Annotated in this window: 13 protein-coding genes and 1 pseudogene; 11 read left to right on the top strand and 3 right to left on the bottom strand. The window is 45.8% G+C overall.

The features are described 5' to 3' along the window. Window positions 1-212 precede the first annotated feature (212 nt). From D1814_RS12960 to D1814_RS13010, 11 genes and pseudogenes are all read left to right on the top strand, one after another. On the top strand, window positions 213-1127 hold the full coding sequence (locus tag D1814_RS12960; RefSeq protein WP_118492902.1) for a BadF/BadG/BcrA/BcrD ATPase family protein: 915 nt from the start codon (window positions 213-215) through the stop codon (window positions 1125-1127). A gap of 144 nt (window positions 1128-1271) precedes the next feature. Further along, window positions 1272-2408: an N-acetylglucosamine-6-phosphate deacetylase gene (nagA, locus tag D1814_RS12965; RefSeq protein WP_118495387.1), complete on the top strand. Its 1137-nt coding sequence runs from the start codon at window positions 1272-1274 to the stop codon at window positions 2406-2408. A gap of 366 nt (window positions 2409-2774) precedes the next feature. Next, on the top strand, window positions 2775-3854 hold the full coding sequence (gene gcvT, locus D1814_RS12970; RefSeq protein ID WP_118492904.1) for a glycine cleavage system aminomethyltransferase GcvT: 1080 nt from the start codon (window positions 2775-2777) through the stop codon (window positions 3852-3854). A gap of 39 nt (window positions 3855-3893) precedes the next feature. Then, window positions 3894-4283 (top strand): glycine cleavage system protein GcvH, encoded by a 390-nt coding sequence (gcvH, locus tag D1814_RS12975; RefSeq protein ID WP_118492906.1) that lies wholly within the window; start codon window positions 3894-3896, stop codon window positions 4281-4283. A 121-nt stretch (window positions 4284-4404) separates the two neighbouring features. Then, entirely contained in the window at window positions 4405-7314 is a 2910-nt protein-coding gene (gene gcvP / locus D1814_RS12980; protein WP_118495388.1) for an aminomethyl-transferring glycine dehydrogenase, read from the top strand. A 236-nt stretch (window positions 7315-7550) separates the two neighbouring features. Beyond that, window positions 7551-8081: pseudogene (locus D1814_RS12985) on the top strand (IS5 family transposase); the annotation flags it as partial. A 464-nt stretch (window positions 8082-8545) separates the two neighbouring features. Beyond that, window positions 8546-11239, top strand: a complete 2694-nt coding sequence (locus D1814_RS12990) for a TonB-dependent receptor (RefSeq protein WP_118492908.1) — start codon at window positions 8546-8548, stop codon at window positions 11237-11239. A 107-nt stretch (window positions 11240-11346) separates the two neighbouring features. Beyond that, window positions 11347-13875, top strand: coding sequence for a glycoside hydrolase family 3 protein (locus D1814_RS12995; protein WP_118492910.1), 2529 nt, complete (start codon window positions 11347-11349; stop codon window positions 13873-13875). A 385-nt stretch (window positions 13876-14260) separates the two neighbouring features. Next, window positions 14261-15037, top strand: coding sequence for a family 16 glycosylhydrolase (locus D1814_RS13000; protein ID WP_118492913.1), 777 nt, complete (start codon window positions 14261-14263; stop codon window positions 15035-15037). A gap of 40 nt (window positions 15038-15077) precedes the next feature. Then, a complete protein-coding gene (locus D1814_RS13005; protein WP_232368879.1) occupies window positions 15078-16196 on the top strand; it encodes a sensor histidine kinase in 1119 nt (372 codons plus the stop codon). Continuing rightward, a complete protein-coding gene (locus D1814_RS13010; protein WP_118492915.1) occupies window positions 16183-17007 on the top strand; it encodes a LytR/AlgR family response regulator transcription factor in 825 nt (274 codons plus the stop codon). The genes D1814_RS13005 and D1814_RS13010 overlap by 14 nt, the downstream gene beginning before the upstream one ends. A 175-nt stretch (window positions 17008-17182) precedes the next feature. Here the strand turns inward: D1814_RS13010 and D1814_RS13015 are convergent, their stop codons facing one another. The 3 genes from D1814_RS13015 to D1814_RS13025 form a co-directional block, all read right to left on the bottom strand. Beyond that, window positions 17183-17743: a TonB-dependent receptor gene (locus D1814_RS13015; protein ID WP_147402514.1), complete on the bottom strand. Its 561-nt coding sequence runs from the start codon at window positions 17741-17743 to the stop codon at window positions 17183-17185. A 389-nt stretch (window positions 17744-18132) separates the two neighbouring features. Next, window positions 18133-19644, bottom strand: coding sequence for a serine hydrolase domain-containing protein (locus tag D1814_RS13020; RefSeq protein WP_118492919.1), 1512 nt, complete (start codon window positions 19642-19644; stop codon window positions 18133-18135). 92 nt (window positions 19645-19736) lie between these two features. Beyond that, window positions 19737-20921 (bottom strand): alpha/beta hydrolase-fold protein, encoded by a 1185-nt coding sequence (locus D1814_RS13025; protein ID WP_118492921.1) that lies wholly within the window; start codon window positions 20919-20921, stop codon window positions 19737-19739. Window positions 20922-21174 lie beyond the last annotated feature (253 nt).

Below are 21174 nucleotides of genomic sequence, written 5' to 3' on the forward strand. Positions count from 1 at the left end.
TAAGCTAAGCGCAATTGTGATAGGCTTTAGCAAGTAAATATCGATACGATAATTAACTAATAGCAGCAAACAGTTACGCTCTAACGGCGCTTTTAAAAAATTTAAATCAGCGTGTCGATTTAAGAAGTGTTGAGCATTTAAAGTGAGTTACCTGCGCAAAACGATGTGCTGGCTAGGTATGTAATGAATGATGTTAACTACGAGAACACGTAATGAACTCTGATCTGTATTTTATCGGTATAGATGGCGGCGGTACTAAGTGCAGAGTCATACTACAAGATAAGAACGGCACGCAGCTAGGTGAGGGCATTAGCGGCCCCGCTAATATAATGCGAAACGCAGAACTTGCTAAAACCTCTATATTGGATGGAGTAGAAAAGGCTATTGAATCTGCCAACGTCTTTTTAGCTTCACAAAGCAGTGATGCCTCCATAACACCTATCACAGTGTCACAATGCGTAGTAGCAGCCGGTCTTGCTGGCGCTAATATTACATCCGCGAAAACGCGCTTTGAAACCTGGGCGCACCCCTTTCACTCGCTTTATATACTAAGTGATTTACATGCTGCCTGCGTAGGCGCTCACAACGGCAAGCCCGGAGCAGTAATTATTGTGGGTACGGGCTCGGCTGGCACCGTATTCAATAAGGATAAGTTTACAGACTTAGGTGGGCACGGTTTTCCTGTCGGCGACTTTGCCAGTGGCGCTTGGCTGGGTTTAAAAGCTATTCAGCACACCTTACTATGTATAGACAATATTCGAAGCCCTGATGGCCTCGCCAAAAAAGTATATGCAGAGCTTGGTACCTCAAATGCCGATGAGATTGTGGCTAAATGTGCTGGGTTTAGTACTCATCACTACGCGCGTTTAGCACCCTGTATGCTACCGCTTTTACGTGAAGGTAATAACCAAGCGGTTCGTATCTTTAAAGAAGGGGCAGAATACTTAGAAACTATGGCACAGCGGCTTCTAGGTGATAATACGTATAAACTTGCTTTAATTGGTGGGTTAAGCAATGTGTATGTACCTTATTTTTCTGAGAATACCCGTACGCGCCTAAAAGCATGTGAACTATCGCCAGAGCAGGGCGCTATCAAGTATGCTAAGGCAATACATGATGACCAATAACGGCAAGTAAGCCATAAGGTCACTTGGCAAATTTCGATGTAAGAAATGAGACGAGCGACGAAAAATGCGACGATTTAAACAACGTTAGAAGCAGCAAAAAACTCTGCTACAACCGCACGTAATTAGGAAAGTGAAAGCCCAATGATGAAAACAATTTTAGCCGAAAACGTTTTGATAAATGGTAAGTGGGAAAAAGACCAAGTACTCACGATCAAAGAGGGCGTAATTACTCACATCGAAGCACTTTCTAATTCAAAAAAACAGCGCGAAAAAATTTCTGAACGCGTGTCTAACAGGCTTATTCCTGGGTATATAGATACACAAGTGAACGGTGGCGGTGGCGTAATGTTTAATCACGCACCAACGTTTAAAAGCATAAGCACAATGGCTAAAGCCCATCGTAAGTTTGGCACCACCACATTATTCCCCACGCTTATTACCGACGACATAGCAACTATCGAAAGCGCTGCCAATGCGGTAAGTGAAGCGATAGAAAGCGGCCACCCAAGCGTTGAAGGTATTCATTTTGAAGGGCCGCACTTAAGCGTTGAGAAAAAAGGTGTACACCTTTCGAAATACATTCGCCCGCTCACCGACAGAGAGCTTGCCACTTATACCCGAAAAAATCTCGGCAAGGTTATGATTACCGTAGCCCCTGAAAATACCTCGAGTGATGTTATTCGCGACTTGGTAAATCAAGGCGTTATTGTAGCGCTAGGGCACTCTAATGCATCGTTTGAAGTGGTTGAAAGGGCGATTGAAGCGGGCGCGACTGGGTTTACTCATTTATACAACGCTATGTCGCCGTTTACCTCTCGTGAACCTGGCATGGTAGGCGCAGCGCTTTTAAGCAACAACGCCTGCGGCATTATTGTCGATCATCAGCATTTGCACCCTAAAGCCGTAGAACTTGCCTATAAAACCAAAGGGCCATCGCAATTAATGCTGGTTACCGATGCCATGGCCCACGTAGGGGCTGACGAAGACGTTATCGAATTTTTCGATACGCATATTACCCGCGTAGGAAACAAGCTTACTACGCCAGACGGCACTCTTGCAGGAAGCTGCTTAGACATGCACGGCGCGGTTATTAACTGCGTTAACGACATCGGAATTTCGCTAGAAGATGCGAGCTATATGGCAAGTGCAACACCCTCTACGTTTATGGGAATTAATGAAAGGGTAGGCAGTATTGCGGTAGATCAAAAGGCAAACTTCGTAGAGCTAAGCGAAGACAACGCACTTGCAAATGTTTGGCAAAATGGCGAGGTATGCGTTTAACACACTTGTTATCGAACAACTTACAACAGGCTACTAATCAGTATTTAAATATTTCTTACAACGGCCTCAACAATTGCTCAGCAAGCGCTCAAACAACGTTTTAAAAAAGGTAGCTATTAAATTGTAAGCCCTCATTCTAAATACCATCTGATATTAAGTTTTTTCAGGTTCGATAGTCGAGGTCGCGATCTTCGTTGAGCTATCTAAAAGAGCGGTAAACGCTTACATATTTGCTTTTCTCATGTTTTTCCAGAAATACATTTGCTTTTTAAATGTATTGATAAAAATTTCCAATTTGTTGCATAAACGTTCCCTCACTATACTCAATTTCGTTTTCTACCTTTCAAATTAAAAAGAGTAAGTGGAATGTCTAGTACCACCGCCCTACACGCAAAGCACCTAGAAGCCGGTGCGAAAATGGTCGATTTCTTCGGCTGGGATATGCCAATTAACTATGGTTCACAAATTGAAGAGCATCACGCCGTGCGTCAAGACGCCGGTATGTTTGATGTGTCTCACATGACCATTGTTGACGTAAAAGGCGCGCAAGCCAAAGCGTATCTTCAGTACCTTTTAGCCAACGACGTGGCAAAACTAAAAGACAAAGGCAAAGCCCTATACAGCGGCATGCTTAACGAAGAAGGCGGTGTTGTAGACGACCTTATCGTTTATCACTTCGACGAAACTAACTACCGTTTAGTAGTTAACTCAGCAACGCGCGAAAAAGACATGAACTGGTTAATGAGTAAAGCAGAAGGCTTTGACGTAACCATCACCGAGCGCCCTGAATTTGCCATGATTGCCGTACAAGGCCCTAACGCAAAAGAAAAAGCAGCCACTTTGTTCAGCGCAGCGCAAAAAGAAGCAGTAGCGGGCATGAAGCCATTCTTTGGTGTACAAGCAGAAGACTTGTTCATTGCTACCACAGGTTATACCGGTGAAGCAGGCTATGAAATTATGGTGCCAGCTGAGCAAGCGGAAAATTTCTGGCAAGCACTACTAGATGCGGGCGTTAAGCCGTGCGGCCTAGGTGCACGCGACACCCTTCGTTTAGAAGCGGGCATGAACCTGTACGGCCAAGATATGGACGAAACAGTATCGCCACTAGCTGCGAATATGGGCTGGACAATTACATGGGAACCGGCAGAACGTGACTTCGTAGGGCGTAAAGCATTAGAAGCGCAGCGCGAAGCGGGTACCGACAAGCTAGTAGGCTTGGTGATGACTGAAAAAGGCGTGCTGCGTCACGGTCTTAAAGTAAAAACAGAAAGCGGCGAAGGCGTTATCACTTCAGGTACGTTCTCTCCAACACTAGGTCACTCAATTGCGATGGCACGAGTACCAAGTGATGTTGGTGAAACAGTAGAAGTGGAAATGCGCAAAAAGTGGGTTACAGTAAAAGTGGTTAAGCCCTCCTTTGTTCGCAATGGAAAAAGTGTTTTATAAAATTACTTCTTAAGTTTACAAAGATTAACAGGAACGATTATGAGCAACATCCCAACTGATTTACGCTATGCCGCTACGCACGAGTGGGTTCGCCCTGAAGGTAACGGTGTTTTCGCTGTAGGTATTTCTGAGCACGCACAAGGCTTACTTGGCGACATGGTTTTCGTTGAATTGCCAGATGTTGGCGACGCAGTAAGCACTGGTGACGACGTATGTGTTGCTGAATCGGTAAAAGCAGCGTCTGACGTTTACGCGCCAATTTCAGGTGAGGTGGTTGAAGTAAACGAAGACCTAGAAGATTCACCAGAACTCGTTAACTCTGACCCATATGGCGACGGTTGGCTATTCAAAATTAAAGCTGACGACGCGGCTGAAGTAGAAGGTCTACTAGACGCTGAAGGCTACGAAAACAGCATAGACGAAGAGTAATTCGTTACGCAGTTTTAAAAAAAACATAATTTGAAAAGGGGCATGAAGATAATTCAGCCCCTTTTTAACTTAAAGATTTAACGCGCCCTTGCGGCAACCATTACGAGTGCTTAACAACGTTATGTCGAATACTTCCCCTACATTGGCTCAATTAGAGCAAAAAGATACATTTATCCGCCGTCACATTGGCCCGGGTAAAGGCGAAATTGAAGAAATGCTGTCTGCCATTGGTGCAAGCTCACTAGACGATTTAATCGAGCAAACTGTACCGGCAGGTATTGCGCTACCAGAGCCACTAAAATGTGGTGAAGGAGCGACAGAAGTTGAAGCATTAAGTGAACTTAAAGCCGTTGCAGAAAAGAACAAAATTAACCGTTCATTCATTGGTATGGGTTACTACGACACACACGTACCAAACGTTATTCTTCGCAACGTGCTAGAAAATCCAGGTTGGTACACCGCGTACACGCCTTACCAGCCAGAAATTGCCCAAGGTCGTTTGGAAGCCATTCTTAACTTCCAACAAGTGACCATTGACCTAACTGGCCTAGAGCTAGCATCGGCGTCATTACTTGACGAAGGTACAGCCGCAGCAGAAGCCATGGGCCTTGCTAAGCGCGTATCTAAAAACAAAAAAGCGAATGCGTTTTTTGTTGCAAACGACGTTCACCCGCAAACGGTTGACGTGGTAGAAACTCGCGCCGAAATGTTTGGTTTTGAAATCATCAAAGGTGCGGCAGAAGAAGCAGCAGAGCACGATATTTTTGGAGCGCTACTTCAATACCCAACTTCTACAGGCGAAGTAAAAGACATAAGCGACATCATTGCTGCGGTACAGGCGAAAAAAGGGATTGTGGCAGTAGCCGCTGACCTAATGAGCTTGGTAATGCTTAAGTCGCCAGGCGAGCTAGGTGCAGACGTTGCACTTGGTAGTGCGCAGCGCTTTGGTGTACCAATGGGCTACGGTGGCCCACACGCGGCATTCTTTGCAACACGCGACAGCTACAAGCGTTCACTGCCTGGCCGTATTATCGGTGTAAGTAAAGACAGCCGTGGTCGCCCAGCACTTCGCATGGCGCTACAAACCCGTGAACAGCACATTCGCCGCGAAAAAGCGAACTCGAACATTTGTACAGCGCAGGTACTGCTAGCCAACATGGCAAGCTTCTATGCGGTGTACCACGGCCCACAAGGCCTTAAAACTATTGCTGAACGCATTCACCGCTTCGCCGACATTCTTGCCACTGGTATTAGCCAGAAAGGTGCAGATAAAGGTGTAACCCTTAAGCACAGCACGTACTTCGACACGCTAACCGTAATGGTAAACAACAAAGAAGACGTACTAGCAAGCGCCTACGCAAAAGGCATGAACCTGCGCGCAGACCTTGAAGGTGCGGTAGGTGTGTCGCTTGACGAAACTACCACACGTGAAGACATTGTTGCGCTATTCGACGTACTGCTTGGCGAAGAGCACGGCTTAACCGTGGACGGTCTGGATGCAGAAGTAACCACGCAAGACGTAAAATCTATTCCTGAAGGTTTAGTACGTACTAGCGACATTCTTACACACGAAGTGTTTAACAAGTATCACTCTGAAACAGAGATGCTGCGTTACATCAAGAGCCTTGAAAACAAAGATTTGGCGCTTAACCACTCAATGATTTCATTGGGTTCGTGCACCATGAAGCTAAACGCAACGGCTGAAATGATCCCTGTAACATGGGCTGAATTCGGTCAGCTTCACCCGTTTGCACCACTAGACCAAGCAGCGGGCTATCAAGAAATGATTGCCGAGCTAGCTGAGTGGCTAATTAACGTAACAGGCTACGACGCGCTTTCAATGCAGCCTAACTCAGGTGCACAAGGTGAATACGCAGGTCTATTAGCTATTCAGCGCTATCATGAAAGCCGTGGCGAAGGTCACAGAAACGTGTGCCTTATTCCAAGCTCTGCTCACGGTACTAACCCAGCTTCTGCGCAAATGGTTAGCCTAAAAGTGGTAGTAGTCGCGTGTGACGCTAACGGTAACGTAGACCTTGACGACCTTCGCAAAAAAGCAGAAGAAGTGGGCGAGAACTTATCGTGCGCCATGATCACATACCCGTCTACCCACGGTGTATACGAAGAAACCGTGCGCGAGATTTGTGATATTGTTCACCAGCACGGCGGTCAGGTTTACATGGACGGCGCCAACATGAACGCGCAGGTGGGCATTACGTCACCTGGCTTTATTGGCTCAGACGTATCGCACCTTAACCTACACAAAACCTTCTGTATTCCACACGGTGGCGGTGGCCCAGGTATGGGACCAATTGGTGTTAAATCGCACCTTGCACCATTCCTACCAAACCACACGGTTGTTAACGTAGAAACCGCAGGCAAAGACTGTGGTGCGGTATCGGCAGCGCCATGGGGCAGTGCATCTATTCTGCCTATTAGCTACATGTACATCAAAATGATGGGTAGCGCTGGCCTACGCCGTGCAACCGAAGTGGCAATTCTAAATGCTAACTACGTAGCTAAGAAGCTAGAAGGGCACTTCCCAGTGCTTTACAAAGGCAACAACGACCGCGTAGCGCACGAATGTATTATTGACCTTCGCCCACTTAAAGAAGCAAGCGGTGTAACCGAGCTAGATATTGCGAAGCGCTTAAACGACTACGGTTTCCACGCGCCAACCATGAGCTTCCCAGTAGCAGGTACGCTTATGATTGAGCCAACCGAGTCGGAAGCGAAGTACGAACTAGACCGTTTCATTAATGCGATGGTGAGCATTCGCCAAGAAATTGCGAAAGTAGAAAGCGGCGAGTGGGATGCCACTGACAACCCGCTACACAACGCACCGCACACACTAGCAGACATCTGTGACAGCGACTGGAACCGCAGCTACGACCGCATGCTAGCGGCGTATCCAGCACCAGAAGTACACAGAAACAAGTTCTGGCCAACGGTTAACCGTATTGATGACGTTTACGGCGACCGTAACCTTATCTGTTCATGCCCTAGCATCGAGAGTTATGTTGAGGAGTAGGTTAGTGTAGGTTGCGAATAAAGAATGCAACTATCGGAATTAAGTTTGCAACTCGAATAAAGTTTGCAACCGATAGTTGGATTTAGAGGTCAGTAAAAATAAAAAAGCGAACCACTTCTGGTTCGCTTTTTTGTTTTCATACAGTTTTATTTAGGAGGAAGTACTTTCCGGTTATTTGCTAAGCGAAAGCCTTCAGGTACGGGCTTAAACTTATCGCCATTTTCTGGCCAACGTTTAGCTCCACTAAAAATAAAAAGAATGAACGTGACCCGGATATGCATCAGACCAAGAAAGGTAATGAATGGCACTTCGGCATGAAAGCCCATATTGGTGTGGATGCCAAGAGTGGCCTGACCCATACATTGGTGACCACCGCCGCCAACGAACATGACCTGAATCAGATGAAGAACCTGTTGCATGGCTATGAGGAATTCATCTCTGGCGATGCTGGATATCAAGGCGCAGAGAAGCGTGAAGAACTTAAAGAAAAGGATGTGGAATGGCTGATTGCTGAGAGTCTCGGAAAAGTTCGGGCACTGAAAAAGCATCCCCGCAAAAACAAAACGGCCATCAACATCGAATATTTAAAAGCCAGCATCCGAGCAAAAGTTAAGCACCCGTTTCGCATCATCAAATGCCAATTTGGTTTTATCAACGCACGCTATAAAGGGCTGATGAAAAATGACTCGCAGTTAGCCATGCTATTCACCTTGGCGAACCTGTTTAAAGTAGACCAAATGCTACGAAGACAGCCAAGATCTGTCTAAAATCCGAGAATAGCCCGGAATTAGGTCGAAATCCGGCCTAAAACGGCAGTAAATTGGCCAAAATTGAGAATTTTGCGTTCAAAATTAGACGGCGAATGCAAAGGCTGGCTCAAGGACTAAATTGCAGGACTTATTCGCAGTTTCCCTAGTCTTAGTGACATTTGACATCTGGATAGAATGATAAACCCATTCGCCAATGCTGGTGTGATTAAGAAGAAATACTGGCAACAAGACAACCTGGCGCGTTCGATGTAATCACACTTCATTTTTTGCCGCTTTAGACTGCTTTTTTCGGCTCATTGGTACAGTAAAAAACGACCTTGCACGTGTCATAGTATATACCACTCGGGTTGGCGAAAACTCATTCGCGCATCGCGATTTTGTATGTAAATTGTTAACAGATAGTAAAGGGCTCGGGTTGAGTACTTTGCAATTAATAGCCATATGAAGTTGGGACACCATAGATGCAAAATTACAATAAAATTACGTTGGCCATGTTAGTTGGCCTGGCTTTTTCTGCCCACGGGCAGGAAGCTCAAACAGAGCAAAAAGAAGTTTCCATCCAGTCAAATACCCAAGAGAATGAACTCGGTCTGGAGATTATTTCCGTCACTGCTACCAAGCGTAAAACCTTGCTTATGGATACGCCAGTGGCTATTTCGGCGTTAAGTGAGGCGCAATTAAAACAAAATGGCGTGAATAATGTTAAAGACATTGCCAATCTGGTACCGGGCCTGGATATCTCAACCGCCACCGATCAGTCTGCGCCAGTGATTTCAATGCGTGGTGTGCGTTCCACAAACATTACCGAGCTCGGTGATCCAGCGGTGGGCGTTCACCTTGATGGCGTATACTCGCCGCGCATGCAAGGCGCGCTGGCCCTGATGTATGACGTAGACCGTGTTGAAGCGTTGCGCGGCCCTCAGGGAACCTTATTCGGACGTAATTCCACGGTGGGCAGTATAAATGTGATTTCTGCCAAGCCTTCATTTGGCGGTACTAATGGTGCTGTAAATGTGGAGGCGGGTAACTATCAGAGCAGAGTATTGGACGGTTTTTTAAATATTACGGTCAGCGATGACTTTGCTGTTCGCTTTGCTGCCAAGGGATTGAAGCGGGATTCATATCTGGAAGGTTATTACGATCCTAACCAGTACGATACACGCTGGTTGAGTGATGAGGTGCTGTCGGCACCGGTAATTTCAGATGACTCTTATCAAGGTATTGGCAGTACCGTTACGCAACGGGAAAATTGGTGGATTGACGCAGCGGGAACCGATCCTGAAGCACAGAAGGTACGAGCACTAACGCCAGCAAGTAAAGATAATTTTTATAACAATGCAGATGAATATTCATTTCGTATCAGTACGCTGTGGGCACCACTTGACGGTGATTTTTCGAACCATACCGTGTTTCAACACTATGTGAATCGAAGCGGTGGTAATGTTGATTTGGTTAACTGCGATAAATTACGAGGCAGACCTGTTGAATATGGTGGTGATTGCAACAATTTACTGCCAAGTGACAATACTTATCAGGCAGTGGTGAACGTGCCTGGTGAGCTTAATCTGGATATTACCTATCTGCGCAACACCTTTAACTATAATCTTACCGATGAGTTGACGATGGTTTGGCTATTGGGCTATGAAGACATGGAGCGTTCATCCCGACAGGATTCTGAAATTGGTCTGGATCCCTGGGATGGAGCCACTTATTTTCTTGATGGCACAGGTGCTACGTCCTATTCCACTGAGTTGCAACTGCAGTCGGATGAAATGGGCGATTTTATCTGGATTGTTGGGGTGAATTATTTTCACGAAAAAACCACAACCTTAGGATATTATGATAATCCTATGGACGACAAAGCGTTTTGGGATCAACCGGATCGTTCTACCGACGCTATGGCGATCTTCGGTCAAACTACCTATAACTTGAGCCGCGATTTACATCTCACGCTGGGATATCGCTTTAGCGATGAAACTAAAGAAGACGTAGGAGGCCGCACCTATCGCTGCTCTAATGCCGATGGATGCGCTCCTGGTTGGTTTGGACGCACCATCCTAAATGATTTGCCTACTGACTACTTTGAGGACCCGTCTATCTATTCAAGCTTCTTTGCTAACGATAACAAAGGCAGCTGGAGCCACCATGATTTTCGTGTTGGGCTAGATTACGATGTTTCCCCGGACACTATGATTTACAGCTATATCGCATCGGGTTTCAAGGCTGGTGGTATTGGTGACGTATACGAAGTGGTGAACGACCGTACGGGCGACATTACGCGGTTTGAAACGACGTTTGACCCCGAGGAAGTACTGACTTGGGAAGTTGGAGCAAAGTCGAGCCTACTGAATAATTCTTTGAATTTACAAGCCGTGTTCTTTTACACCGACTACACCGATATGCAATATGCTTCTGTGGGCTCTATTGGAAATGTAGAGCGCTTATCTGCGGTAGAAGATGAAGAGGGGAGTCCCATTTTAGATGACAATGGACAACCGGTTCTTGATTTTCAAAATCAGCCAGTAATAGCGTACTACACTCAGAATGTCCCGGGTTCCACGATTAAGGGAATTGAACTTGAGTTTGACTGGAAGCCTTATGCTGGTGGACGAATTACTGGATATGCCACTTGGACAGATGCCAAGGTTACTGAGGATTGGATTACAAAATGGGACTACGATCCTGAATATTTGTTTAACATATCCTATGATGAATCCATCGATCCAACCAATGAGACGCTGACCACTAATCTGAAGGGTAACAATATGGCTATGACGCCAAAGTTTACGGCCAATGTCAGTTATACCCACACCGTAAATCTTGGGAGTTACGGGTATTTACATGGTTGGTTTAATGTGAGCTGGAAGGATAAGTCTTATTCCACAATCTGGAATTTGGACAAGCACTTGGATGACATGGACTTTGTGGTGCCAGACGAAACCACTAGCTACATGAATGACACTCGAGACAGCTTCGCTTTGTTGAATGCTTCGGTCAAATACGAACCGCTCAATCAAAAATGGTTTGCTGAAGTCTTTGTCAATAATGCTACCGATGAAGTGGTTCAGTATTGGAATAACACGAGTAAAGGTATTGGGAAGGGAAGCTTTGGAATGCCACGCTACTATGGTGTCAGAGCTGGGATTAGCTTCTAACGAGGTAGTCTACTTTCGATGCTGACTACAGGCCTTTAGCCCAACAGGCCTGTAGCATTATTCCGCACAAATTTGTTGTAATTAAATTCCTAATTGAGAATGTTGAAATGAACAACTTCAAAACAACAGTGCAGCGTACATGCTCACTGTTTTTTCTGCTTTGCTATTGCCATTTATCCTCTGCACAACCAACAGGTGTAGATTGGTCAGTCGAAGCTAAACCTAACCTCGATGATGAAAAAGTTGAACGCCAGGTAGAAAAGTTGCTATCTGGGATGACGCTGAAGCAAAAGGTCGCGCAGATGATTCAGCCAGAGATTGGCTATTTGACGGTTGACGAAATGCGTAAATATGGCTTTGGCTCTTATCTTAACGGCGGCAATTCTGCGCCATATGGGATCAAGCAAGCGGATGCGCAAACCTGGCTGAAATATGCCGATGAGATGTATTCAGCGTCAGTTGACGCGACGCTGGATGGCAGCACCATTCCAACAATCTGGGGAACCGATGCCATGCACGGCCACAGTAATGTTTTTGGTGCCACATTGTTCCCTCATAATATCGGGCTTGGCGCCGCCCGGGATCCGGATCTTATCGAAAAAATTGGCATTGCCACTGCCAAAGAAGTAGCAGCAACTGGCATTGAGTGGAGTTTTGCGCCAACAGTGGCGGTCGTCAGAGATGACCGTTGGGGACGCACCTACGAAAGTTATTCAGAAGATCCTGAAATCGTCGCTGACTACGCAGACAGAATGGTAATGGGGATTCAGGGACATCCAGAAGAGGATTTTCTCAAGGGCTTCCACCGTATCGCTACCGCCAAGCATTTTATCGGCGACGGGGGTACGCAGGGCGGCATTGACCGAGGCGATACCCGATTAGATGAGAAAACGCTAAGAGATATCCACGCCGCGGGCTATGTGTCCGCATTGCAAGCCGGAGTGCAGTCGGTTATGGCATCGTTTAACAGCTGGAATGGTAAGCGGGTGCATGGTGACAAATATCTGCTGACCGAGGTGCTTAAAGGCAAGATGGGCTTCGATGGTTTTATTGTCAGTGACTGGAATGCCCATAAGTTTGTCGATGGCTGCGATTTGGAGCAATGCGCTGCCGCCATAAACGCCGGAGTAGATGTACTGATGGTGCCAGAGCATTACGAGGCTTTCTTTCATAATACGGTGAAACAGGTTCAAGACGGTATTATTCCTATTTCCAGAATTGATGACGCAGTTAGGCGGTTTTTAAGAGCAAAAATACGCTGGGGTGTGTTGTCACGAGGCAAACCTACACAGCGACTAGGTGCAGAGCATCCACAATGGCTTAATGCGACTGAGCACAAAACCTTAGCACGGGAAGCGGTAAGAAAATCACTGGTGCTGCTCAAGAACAATGGCAATACGCTGCCGCTAGCGGCGGATAGTCATATTTTGGTGGCCGGAGAGGGCGCTGATAATATTGCTATGCAGGCCGGCGGATGGAGTGTGTCTTGGCAGGGCACAGACAATACTAACGCGGATTTTCCCAATGCAACGTCTGTTTATGCGGCCATAAAACACTGTGTTGAATCTGCAGGTGGTACGGTGCAATACAGTGAGAGCGGCATGTTCAAACAAAAACCGGATGCTGCGGTTGTTGTACTCGGCGAGCAGCCATATGCCGAATGGTTTGGCGACATAAAAACCTTAAGGTTTGAGGATAACAATAATAAAAGCCTGAAAGTACTGGAAAAGCTCAAATCGGAGGGGGTGCCGGTTGTTACTGTATTTTTAAGTGGGCGACCTCTTTGGATAAATCCAATATTGAATAAGTCTGATGCGTTTGTCGCTGCGTGGTTACCAGGTTCTGAAGGGCAGGGTGTCACGGATGTTATTTTAAGTAAACCTGAAGGCGGAATAAACTACGACTTTACCGGAAGGTTGAGCTTTTCGTGGCCAAAATTTGATGATCAATATTTACTTAATAGAAACGACATAAATTATGACCCGCTCTTCCCTTATGGTTATGGGCTCACATATCAGGACCATACACAAGTTGAGAAAGTCAGCGAAGCAGTCACAGTGGCTGACGAGAAAAACACTCAGGATATGAAGCCATTGTTTGTTCGCAATCTCAGTGATGGTGTGAAATGGGCATTATCTGATAGCAAAAATAAGATCGCGTTGATGGCATCTTCTTCTGGCGTTAGTCCTGATGGCAGCTCGCTGACTATGCAATCGGTGAACCTTGCTTATCAGGAAGATGGCCGCAAGTTTAGTTGGAAGAAAGCGGCATTAGGAAGCGCGATATTGACCTACTCTGAGGCTTATCAGGCAGAAGATGTTTTTGCAGGGCGTTACCTGAATATGAAAATTCGTCTTGATGACTGGCAGTCTTCGTCACCGATTACATTGCAGGTGCAATGTTCAGACAGCACATGTCAGAACACCGTAGCGATAGATAAAGACGAATCAGTGTTGCTAGCGGGACAATGGGTGGGGATTAGTGTTGCTGCCGACTGTCTGGATACTGAGAGCTCAGATAACGCAACGGACTCAGCGCTACGCATCATCGGTAAAGGTGAACTCAGCCTGGCTGTGGCTGAAATAGCCTTGGCGAAAAATCCGGCGACAAACTATAGGGTAATGTCTTGTCAGTAAACTGATAGCAGTAGGTAGGTTCTCTACCTACCTCTACTTTTTGCTGAAGTCGTATGATGATTAATTTAAGCAATCGACGCTAGCTTCTTTGTTCAATAAAAAGCGGCTTTGCACGCGTCATTGTATTTACCACTCGGGTTAGCGAAATTCCGTTCCAGCTAAGGTTTTTTGTATGTAGTTTGTTAACAAAATGCAGCCAGTGTGTAGGATTTCGGTTTAGAGGTGATTTCTTGCCTGTTATCAAAGGTTAAATATTGCTTGTGAATAGGCGGATAGCTACTTCGACATACTGGTCGGCATTTTGTTGTTTTACTCCACTCACTTGCGGACTGTCACTCACTTAATTTTTAGTGGCTGTCTGCACCTACTCAAAACAGGAGGTATTATGAAAACCCTTCCAATGCTGTGTATCGCGGCCACTATAACAAGTAGTGCGGGGGCATTTGCTGCTGATTATTTTAGAGATGATTTTAGCTGGGGCTACAACACTTCAGTATGGCAAGCACGAAATGGTGCTAATGGAACCCCGTTCGGTTGTACTTTCAACGAAGGCGCTATTTCACCCAGTTCCCATGGCATTACACTATCGGTTTCCGATGGGACCTGTTCCGAATTACAGTCGAGCGAGTATTACAGTTACGGTAAACTCCAAGGCTCATTAAAAACCGGCAATACCGCTGGCACCGTGTCATCGCTTTTCACTTATACTTCGTGGTGGGATGAACCCGGACGGGCATGGCAGGAAATTGATATTGAATTTCTCCCTAGCCTCGGCAATGTGGTACATACTAATGTCATTTATCAGCCCGAAGGTGGTCAGTATCAAAGCTGGGAGCAGGATGTGCCGCTAGGGCAGTTCGGGCTAAATATTCAGAATGAACTACTGACTATCGGGTTTGACTGGTCGGCTACGCAAATTCGTTGGTATGTCTATGATGCTTCAGACAATGAGCAAACTTTGCGGGTGGTGTATAAAGATAATGGTGATGGCTATATTGCCGAGGATGAAATTCCGGCTTATGCGTGGCCAGTGGATAACACCAAAATTATGATCAACCATTGGCATGGTGACAACAGCGCAGAAGCGTTTTATTTTCCAGGCCAGTATTATAACCAGGCCGCGTGGGCGTATTACGATTTTATTGAATATATTCCACATTAAATCGTCTCTGTAAACGCGGGCAGACTAAGGGCCCGCCGTTTTGAAAAACAACGTTATCGATAATAGCATTGATATATTTGTGCAAAAATTACCTTCCCGAATAAGACTTTTTTGGCTTTGTCAGTTGAGCGGCTGGGCCGTTTATGCCCTGCTTACTGAAATTATGATCAAATTGTCCAGTAACGAACCATGGCGCATTCATTTGCCCCACCTGGTGCTGGACACCTTGTGTGGTATTACCATTACATTAGCGTTACGCTGGCTTTATCGCCAGGCATCAACATCGCAGCAATATGTGGTGGTTAAACATGTGATGCTGATATTGGTGGCCGCCTTAGTTTGGACGCAATTTAAATGGTATACGCTACAAGCGCTATACGGCTCTTGGTGGGTACCGATGACCTGGTTCGATTTTGGAACCTGGACATCTGCGTCACTAACCATGCTGGCAACCTGGACTGGCGGTTACTACGGCATTAAAAATTACCTAACCAGTGTAGAAGAGCGCGAACGAGCCGACAAAGCCTTGCATTTGGCGAATGAAGCGCAATTGAAAATGCTGCGGTATCAGTTGAATCCACACTTTATGTTCAACAGCATTAATGCGACCTGCACATTAATTCTGAAAAATGAGAAGAGCCATGCCATATCAATGCTTGAACAGCTTTGCGACTTTTTGCGCTACAGTTTATATACCGATCCGCTGTCGACTATCCGGGTCGCAGAGGAAATTGAGATCCTAAATAATTATCTGGATATTGAGAAAGGGCGTTTTCAATCCCGTCTGCAGATAAATATTCAGGCTAGTCCTGACTGCCACAATGTCCTGATCCCCTCGCTAATTGTACAACCCTTGGTAGAGAACGTTCTGAAACACGGCATGATCCCAGAGCAACCTATTACAATTAATGTGGATTTCGTGACGCATAATAAAGGATTGTTGGTAACAGTCAGAGATAATGGCAAAGGCTTCCCGTCCGAGGACGTTGTTGCCAGCTCTCAGAGAGACTCCGGTATTGGACTGAGCAATTGCGAGCAACGTCTGAAACTGATTTACCAAGGTCACGCCTCGCTTGAGACCGGCAATAATGCTGAGGGGGGGGCATGGGTGAAAATATGGATCCCAGTGACCGTGGGAGCAAGCCATGAAGCGAATTAAGGCCTTGTTGGTGGATGATGAATTCAGCGCTTTAGAAGGGTTACGCATACGACTTGAGCAATTTCCGTTTATAGACATTGTTGATGAGGCTACCAGCGTTAATGAGGCACTGATAGTTATCAACCGCTGCATGCCTGATTTGGTTTTTCTGGATATTGAAATGCCCGGGGAATCTGGTTTTGATTTGTTAAAAGCGCTGCAACCAGAAACTTATCCTGCGATCATTTTTGTCACCGCCTATCATCAGTATGCTATTCGAGCGTTTGAGGTGCGGGCCGTGGATTACTTGCTTAAGCCAATAAAAATGGCTCGTCTGAGCGAGGCCATTGCCCGAGTACAGGAAAATATCGGACTGCAGACGTCTAAAGCAACCATGCTTGCTACACAGGAGTCTATGACGAAGTCATCTGCACCGCATGCAACGTGGAGTGAGCAGGACTCGTTGCATTCGACAGGTTACTACGTCGATAAGGAAAAGCTAGTCATTCAGGATGGCCGCTCCCCCACCGCTTTAGTGCCTTTCGTTGATATATTTTGGGTCGATGCGGCAGGGGATTATATGTGTGTGCATACCCGCAGTGAAACTTATGTTATGCGGGCCCGGCTTAAAAACTTGCTGCACGACACGTTACCTGATGAGTTTCTGCAAATTCATAAGTCTACCATTGTTAATTTGCGCCACATTCAACACCTTGAGAGCCTGCGTAATTCAGAGTTTAACGTTCAGTTGGTGAATGGTAAGGTGCTCAAAGCCAGCCGTACTTACAGCAAAGAGTTAAAAGCGAAAATTCTCAATGTGATAGAGCAGTAGTACTCTGCGCTGGCGATATTATAGCTGCTCATAATGACGCTTATTTAAAGAGCTCAGGAGCAAAGGTTTGTTGTGCTAAGCGCGTTGTCGGTAAGACACAATTTTTCTTGTAATCAATTAAAAAAGGGTAGCCGAAGCTAACCCCAGTGGGTCGAACGAAGTGTTTCGCAGTGTCTTAGAATGAGTAATCGATACCTACGAAATAGTTACGGCCAAAATACTGTATATTGCCCGTTTTCGAACGATCACCATAATATGAGCGATTGGCTTCATCGGTTAAGTTATTAACCGATACAAGCGCGTCGAAGTTTTCGGTGATGTCAAAGGAAGCTTGATAATCAAAAATGGTCTCTTCCGTTATGAAGGCTAGGTTATTACTGGAGCCGTTGACGTTACCTAAGTAAGATGAGCGATACTGGACGCTAAGGCGTCTATCGAAATCTTTATAGTCATAAAACAGAATGGCCGCATACACACGGGGAGATAACTCTTCAAGTGGCACGTTTACATTGCTGTGGCCGTTGCCGGTATCCAAATCCCGGCTAATTTCACTTTCGGTATAGGGAAATTTGTAGCCTTTAAGTCGCAGGACATTATTCTTGACGAAATAATACGGATGGTCCGCCCCAATTTCGTTGACCACGCCCAGCACAAACACGCTCGAGGCCTCTACACGGCGTGTATTTCCGGTTGAGGGGGGGGCTTCGGTCTCGAATTCGTTCCGATTGTCATCCATCATAGTGAACCATCTCTGTAGTTCGTAGTTCCTCGGATAGCTTGACTTTAAGGTAAAAGACGCCAGTATGTCAGGCAAAATAACGAAGTGGCGCCATGTGTTTCCCCAGCGGGCGAAAGGAGCTACTTGAACTATTCTTTTAGCTCAACTGCATAAGTTCACAAGTCTTGCCGCCTATAGTTACTGAATTAACTCATCGGTTAAATTTCTAAATAGGACTACAAGACAACATGGTGACAATTAAAACAACTTTGCTGTATCTGTTTAACGGAGAATTCTATTCTTGGGCGTCTGCTTCACGCACCTAGCTGCCGTCTGGCTTCGAATATGTCAACGGCGCAACTAGCACAAAACGGTATAGCTCAAGTTAACGTTTATAACCTTATCAACTACTCCTTCCTAACCCCCCGAATATTCCCATCCATTATAACCGTCTTAACCAGCCCTTTTTCATCATCCACTTCAAAACGAACACTACTCCCATTCTTTGCAAAAAATCGTCCGCCACCCTCATGAAAATATTCTTCATTCTCAACATAAGGTAAGGCGTTGAGCACAAAACCATTGGCTGTTTTTTCTAGCACCACATTAACATTTACGGGGGTAGTTACCACATAGGTTCCAATGTATTTACTTAGCTCCTTTTGGCTTATGGGTACTAACTTCTTAACTTCAGCTTCCGAGTAACCTACGTTTAATGCTTCTTTTAAGCGTATTTCTAGCTCTCTTATTAACTGTGTTCCATTATTGCCATTAGTCATAATGGCGTAGCCGTTGCCGGTATCTAGTTCAAGGTATAGCTGCGACATAAACCCAGCATCTGCGCCGCCGTGGCCAAAGCCCAGAATTTCTCCATCGTCGCCCATGTTGATAAAAAAGCCGATGCCTACAATAGGTGGCTCAATGCTTGGCGTATTGTTGGTTAACATTTCTTTCGCGGTGTTTTGCGATATCCAGTCGGTTTTCTGCCCTAAATACGCGCTACGAACGCCGTTTGCCATCTTCAACATGTCTGATGGCGTACTCCACATGCCAGCCGCTGCTAATGTGGCGTAGGTATGCGGGCCACCTTTAATTGGCGCACCGTCGCCGTCATACGGCGTAGCCATATTGTTTGACAAGTTGGTCGATATGGGTTGTTCGAAGCCAGAACGCGTCATGCCTAAAGGTTTAAACAAAAGCCGTTGTGACATAGTTGGCAGGGGCTCGTTAGCTATGTCTTGCAAGGTAAGCTGAGCAAGCGTTGTGCCGCCACCGGAATAACGCATTTGCGTGCCAGGTTGAATATCAACAACAACGGCATCCGTATTGGTGGGAAATGTACCTTCTAGCACTTGCTGCAAGTTAGGTACTGGTTCGCCCGCTGCATAACCGGGGAAGCCGTGCACTGTGGTGCCCGCCGTGTGGCTTAATAATCTGCGTAATGAAACAACGTCTTGCTCAGTCCACTCATGTTCAGGTAACTGCCAGCTGGTGAGTAAGGTATTAATATCTGCATCTAAATCTAGCGGATTATCTTCGCGATATTTCATTAATATTGCGGCAAATGCGGGTTTAGAAATACTGCCTGCTTGGAATACCGTGTTTTCATCAACAGCCAATTCAGTGGTTAAATCTTTAACGCCGCTTTGCACGGTCCAAGCTATTTGCCCATTTCTCATAAACGCGACAGACACACCAGGTACATCATAATGCGCTTGTCTTTGTTCTAAAGATTGGTAATCAACCTCTTGCCCTTCAATTCGAATGCGTTCAGCAAGCCCAGTTTTCAAAAGGTTGGCTTCTTTTGATTCTGCGGCAGCAGAGGGAGGGGGGAACAGGGTTTCAGGCTCTGTACAACCCAATAACGAAGCTAAACAAAACGAAAGTGTTAAAGAGGAAAAGAGCTTGATTGATGTCATTATGTGTATTCCATTACGAGTGAACGTACCAGAGTACGTTCCTACTATTATTCGGTCAATGCTAGCAATATGCTAAATCAGGCGCTCACTAGCTAGTCGCCTGTACCTTCCGCAATCTTCTTTTGCAAGTTAGCTAGCCGCGTTTTATAAGAGCCATTTTCAACATTTTCTTCAAAGCTCATTGCCAGCGCTTTCTCTCGCATTTCGAGCGCCATGGCTAAATCGCCATTTGCTTCATAACCGTCCGCTAGGCTGTCGTAGGCATCAGACTTGTTAGGGAAACGAGCTATATTTTTCTTAAAAATTGCAATGGCAGAGTCAAAGTCTTGGTTGTTTAGCGCCGCATAACCCGCGTGGTTTACGGCTTTATATTCTGGCTTTGCTTCAAAAGCGTATTTTGCAGAAAGGTCTTTATAGTATTGCTCTACCGCAGGAATGCCTTCTTGTATAATTGCACCTGTTGGGCGCAACGAGTTAAGCTGCTTTTGAAGCGCCAAGCTCATACCTGCAAGTGCAGTCGTATTGTGGCTTTCAGATGTGTCTAGCTCGGTATCAAAGGTAAACCCTTTTCGTTCGCTGCTATTTAGTAGTTCAGCGTAACGTTCGTATGCGCTTAGCATGTTTCCACCTTCGTTACCCATATTGATATAAAGGTATTTGTTAAGGTCGCTATCTGACGCAAAGAACGCTTTTGCCTCTGGAAATACCACTTCTTCGTGCCACCACAAACTTGGGCTAAATGCGAAGTAAGCTTGAAACAGTTCAGGCCGCTCTTGCAGTGCGTATAAGGTAAAAAGGGCGCTTAATGAATGCCCAGAAACAATCGCGTAGTTATTGGTGCGATAGTTTTCCCCTACGTAAGGCTTTAGTTCTTTTTCTAGAAAGTCTAAAAAGTTGTCGGCACCACCAGATATTCCCCATTGGTTGTAGCTTTCATCATAGGTAGGTGTGAAGTCTCGCGTGCGCTCGGTGTTGGTAATACCGATAACAATCATTTCCTGTGCCATTCCAGACTGATTTAGCAGATCTAGCGTGCCTACGGTATGCGCAAAATTACGTTGACCATCTAGCAAATATAAAACTGGGTAAGTGGTGTCTTTATAGCGGGAATAGTTATTGGGTAAGTGAACAAGCAGTTCTCGCGACTCATTCAAAATTTCTGACTTTATTGATTTAACTTCGGCTTCGCCACGCACTTTGGCGTTTACGTGAAAGCTAAGGCTTAGGTTGAGGGTAAATACGGCGCCGATAAAAACACAGGCAAGCTTTTGAACCATTTGAAATTCCCTTTCTCGCTATCAGGCGCGAGTTTTTTATAGTTTGTTTATCCTACGCTGTCATAGTCGCTCTTGCTTGTCAAAAAATAGCCAGCTAAAAAGAAAAAAGCCGCAATCAGCAACGTGATGCGGCTTTCCGAGCTGGGCTGACTAGGCAGCCTTACAGAGCAATTGCGTAAAAGGGGTTAGCTAGAACGACCCTCACTCATAGCTGCCTGTTCAAATACCTTAACTCTAGACATATGATCACCTC

The sequence above is a fragment of the Alteromonas sp. BL110 genome, assembly GCF_003443615.1.
Classification (GTDB): Bacteria; Pseudomonadota; Gammaproteobacteria; order Enterobacterales; family Alteromonadaceae; genus Alteromonas.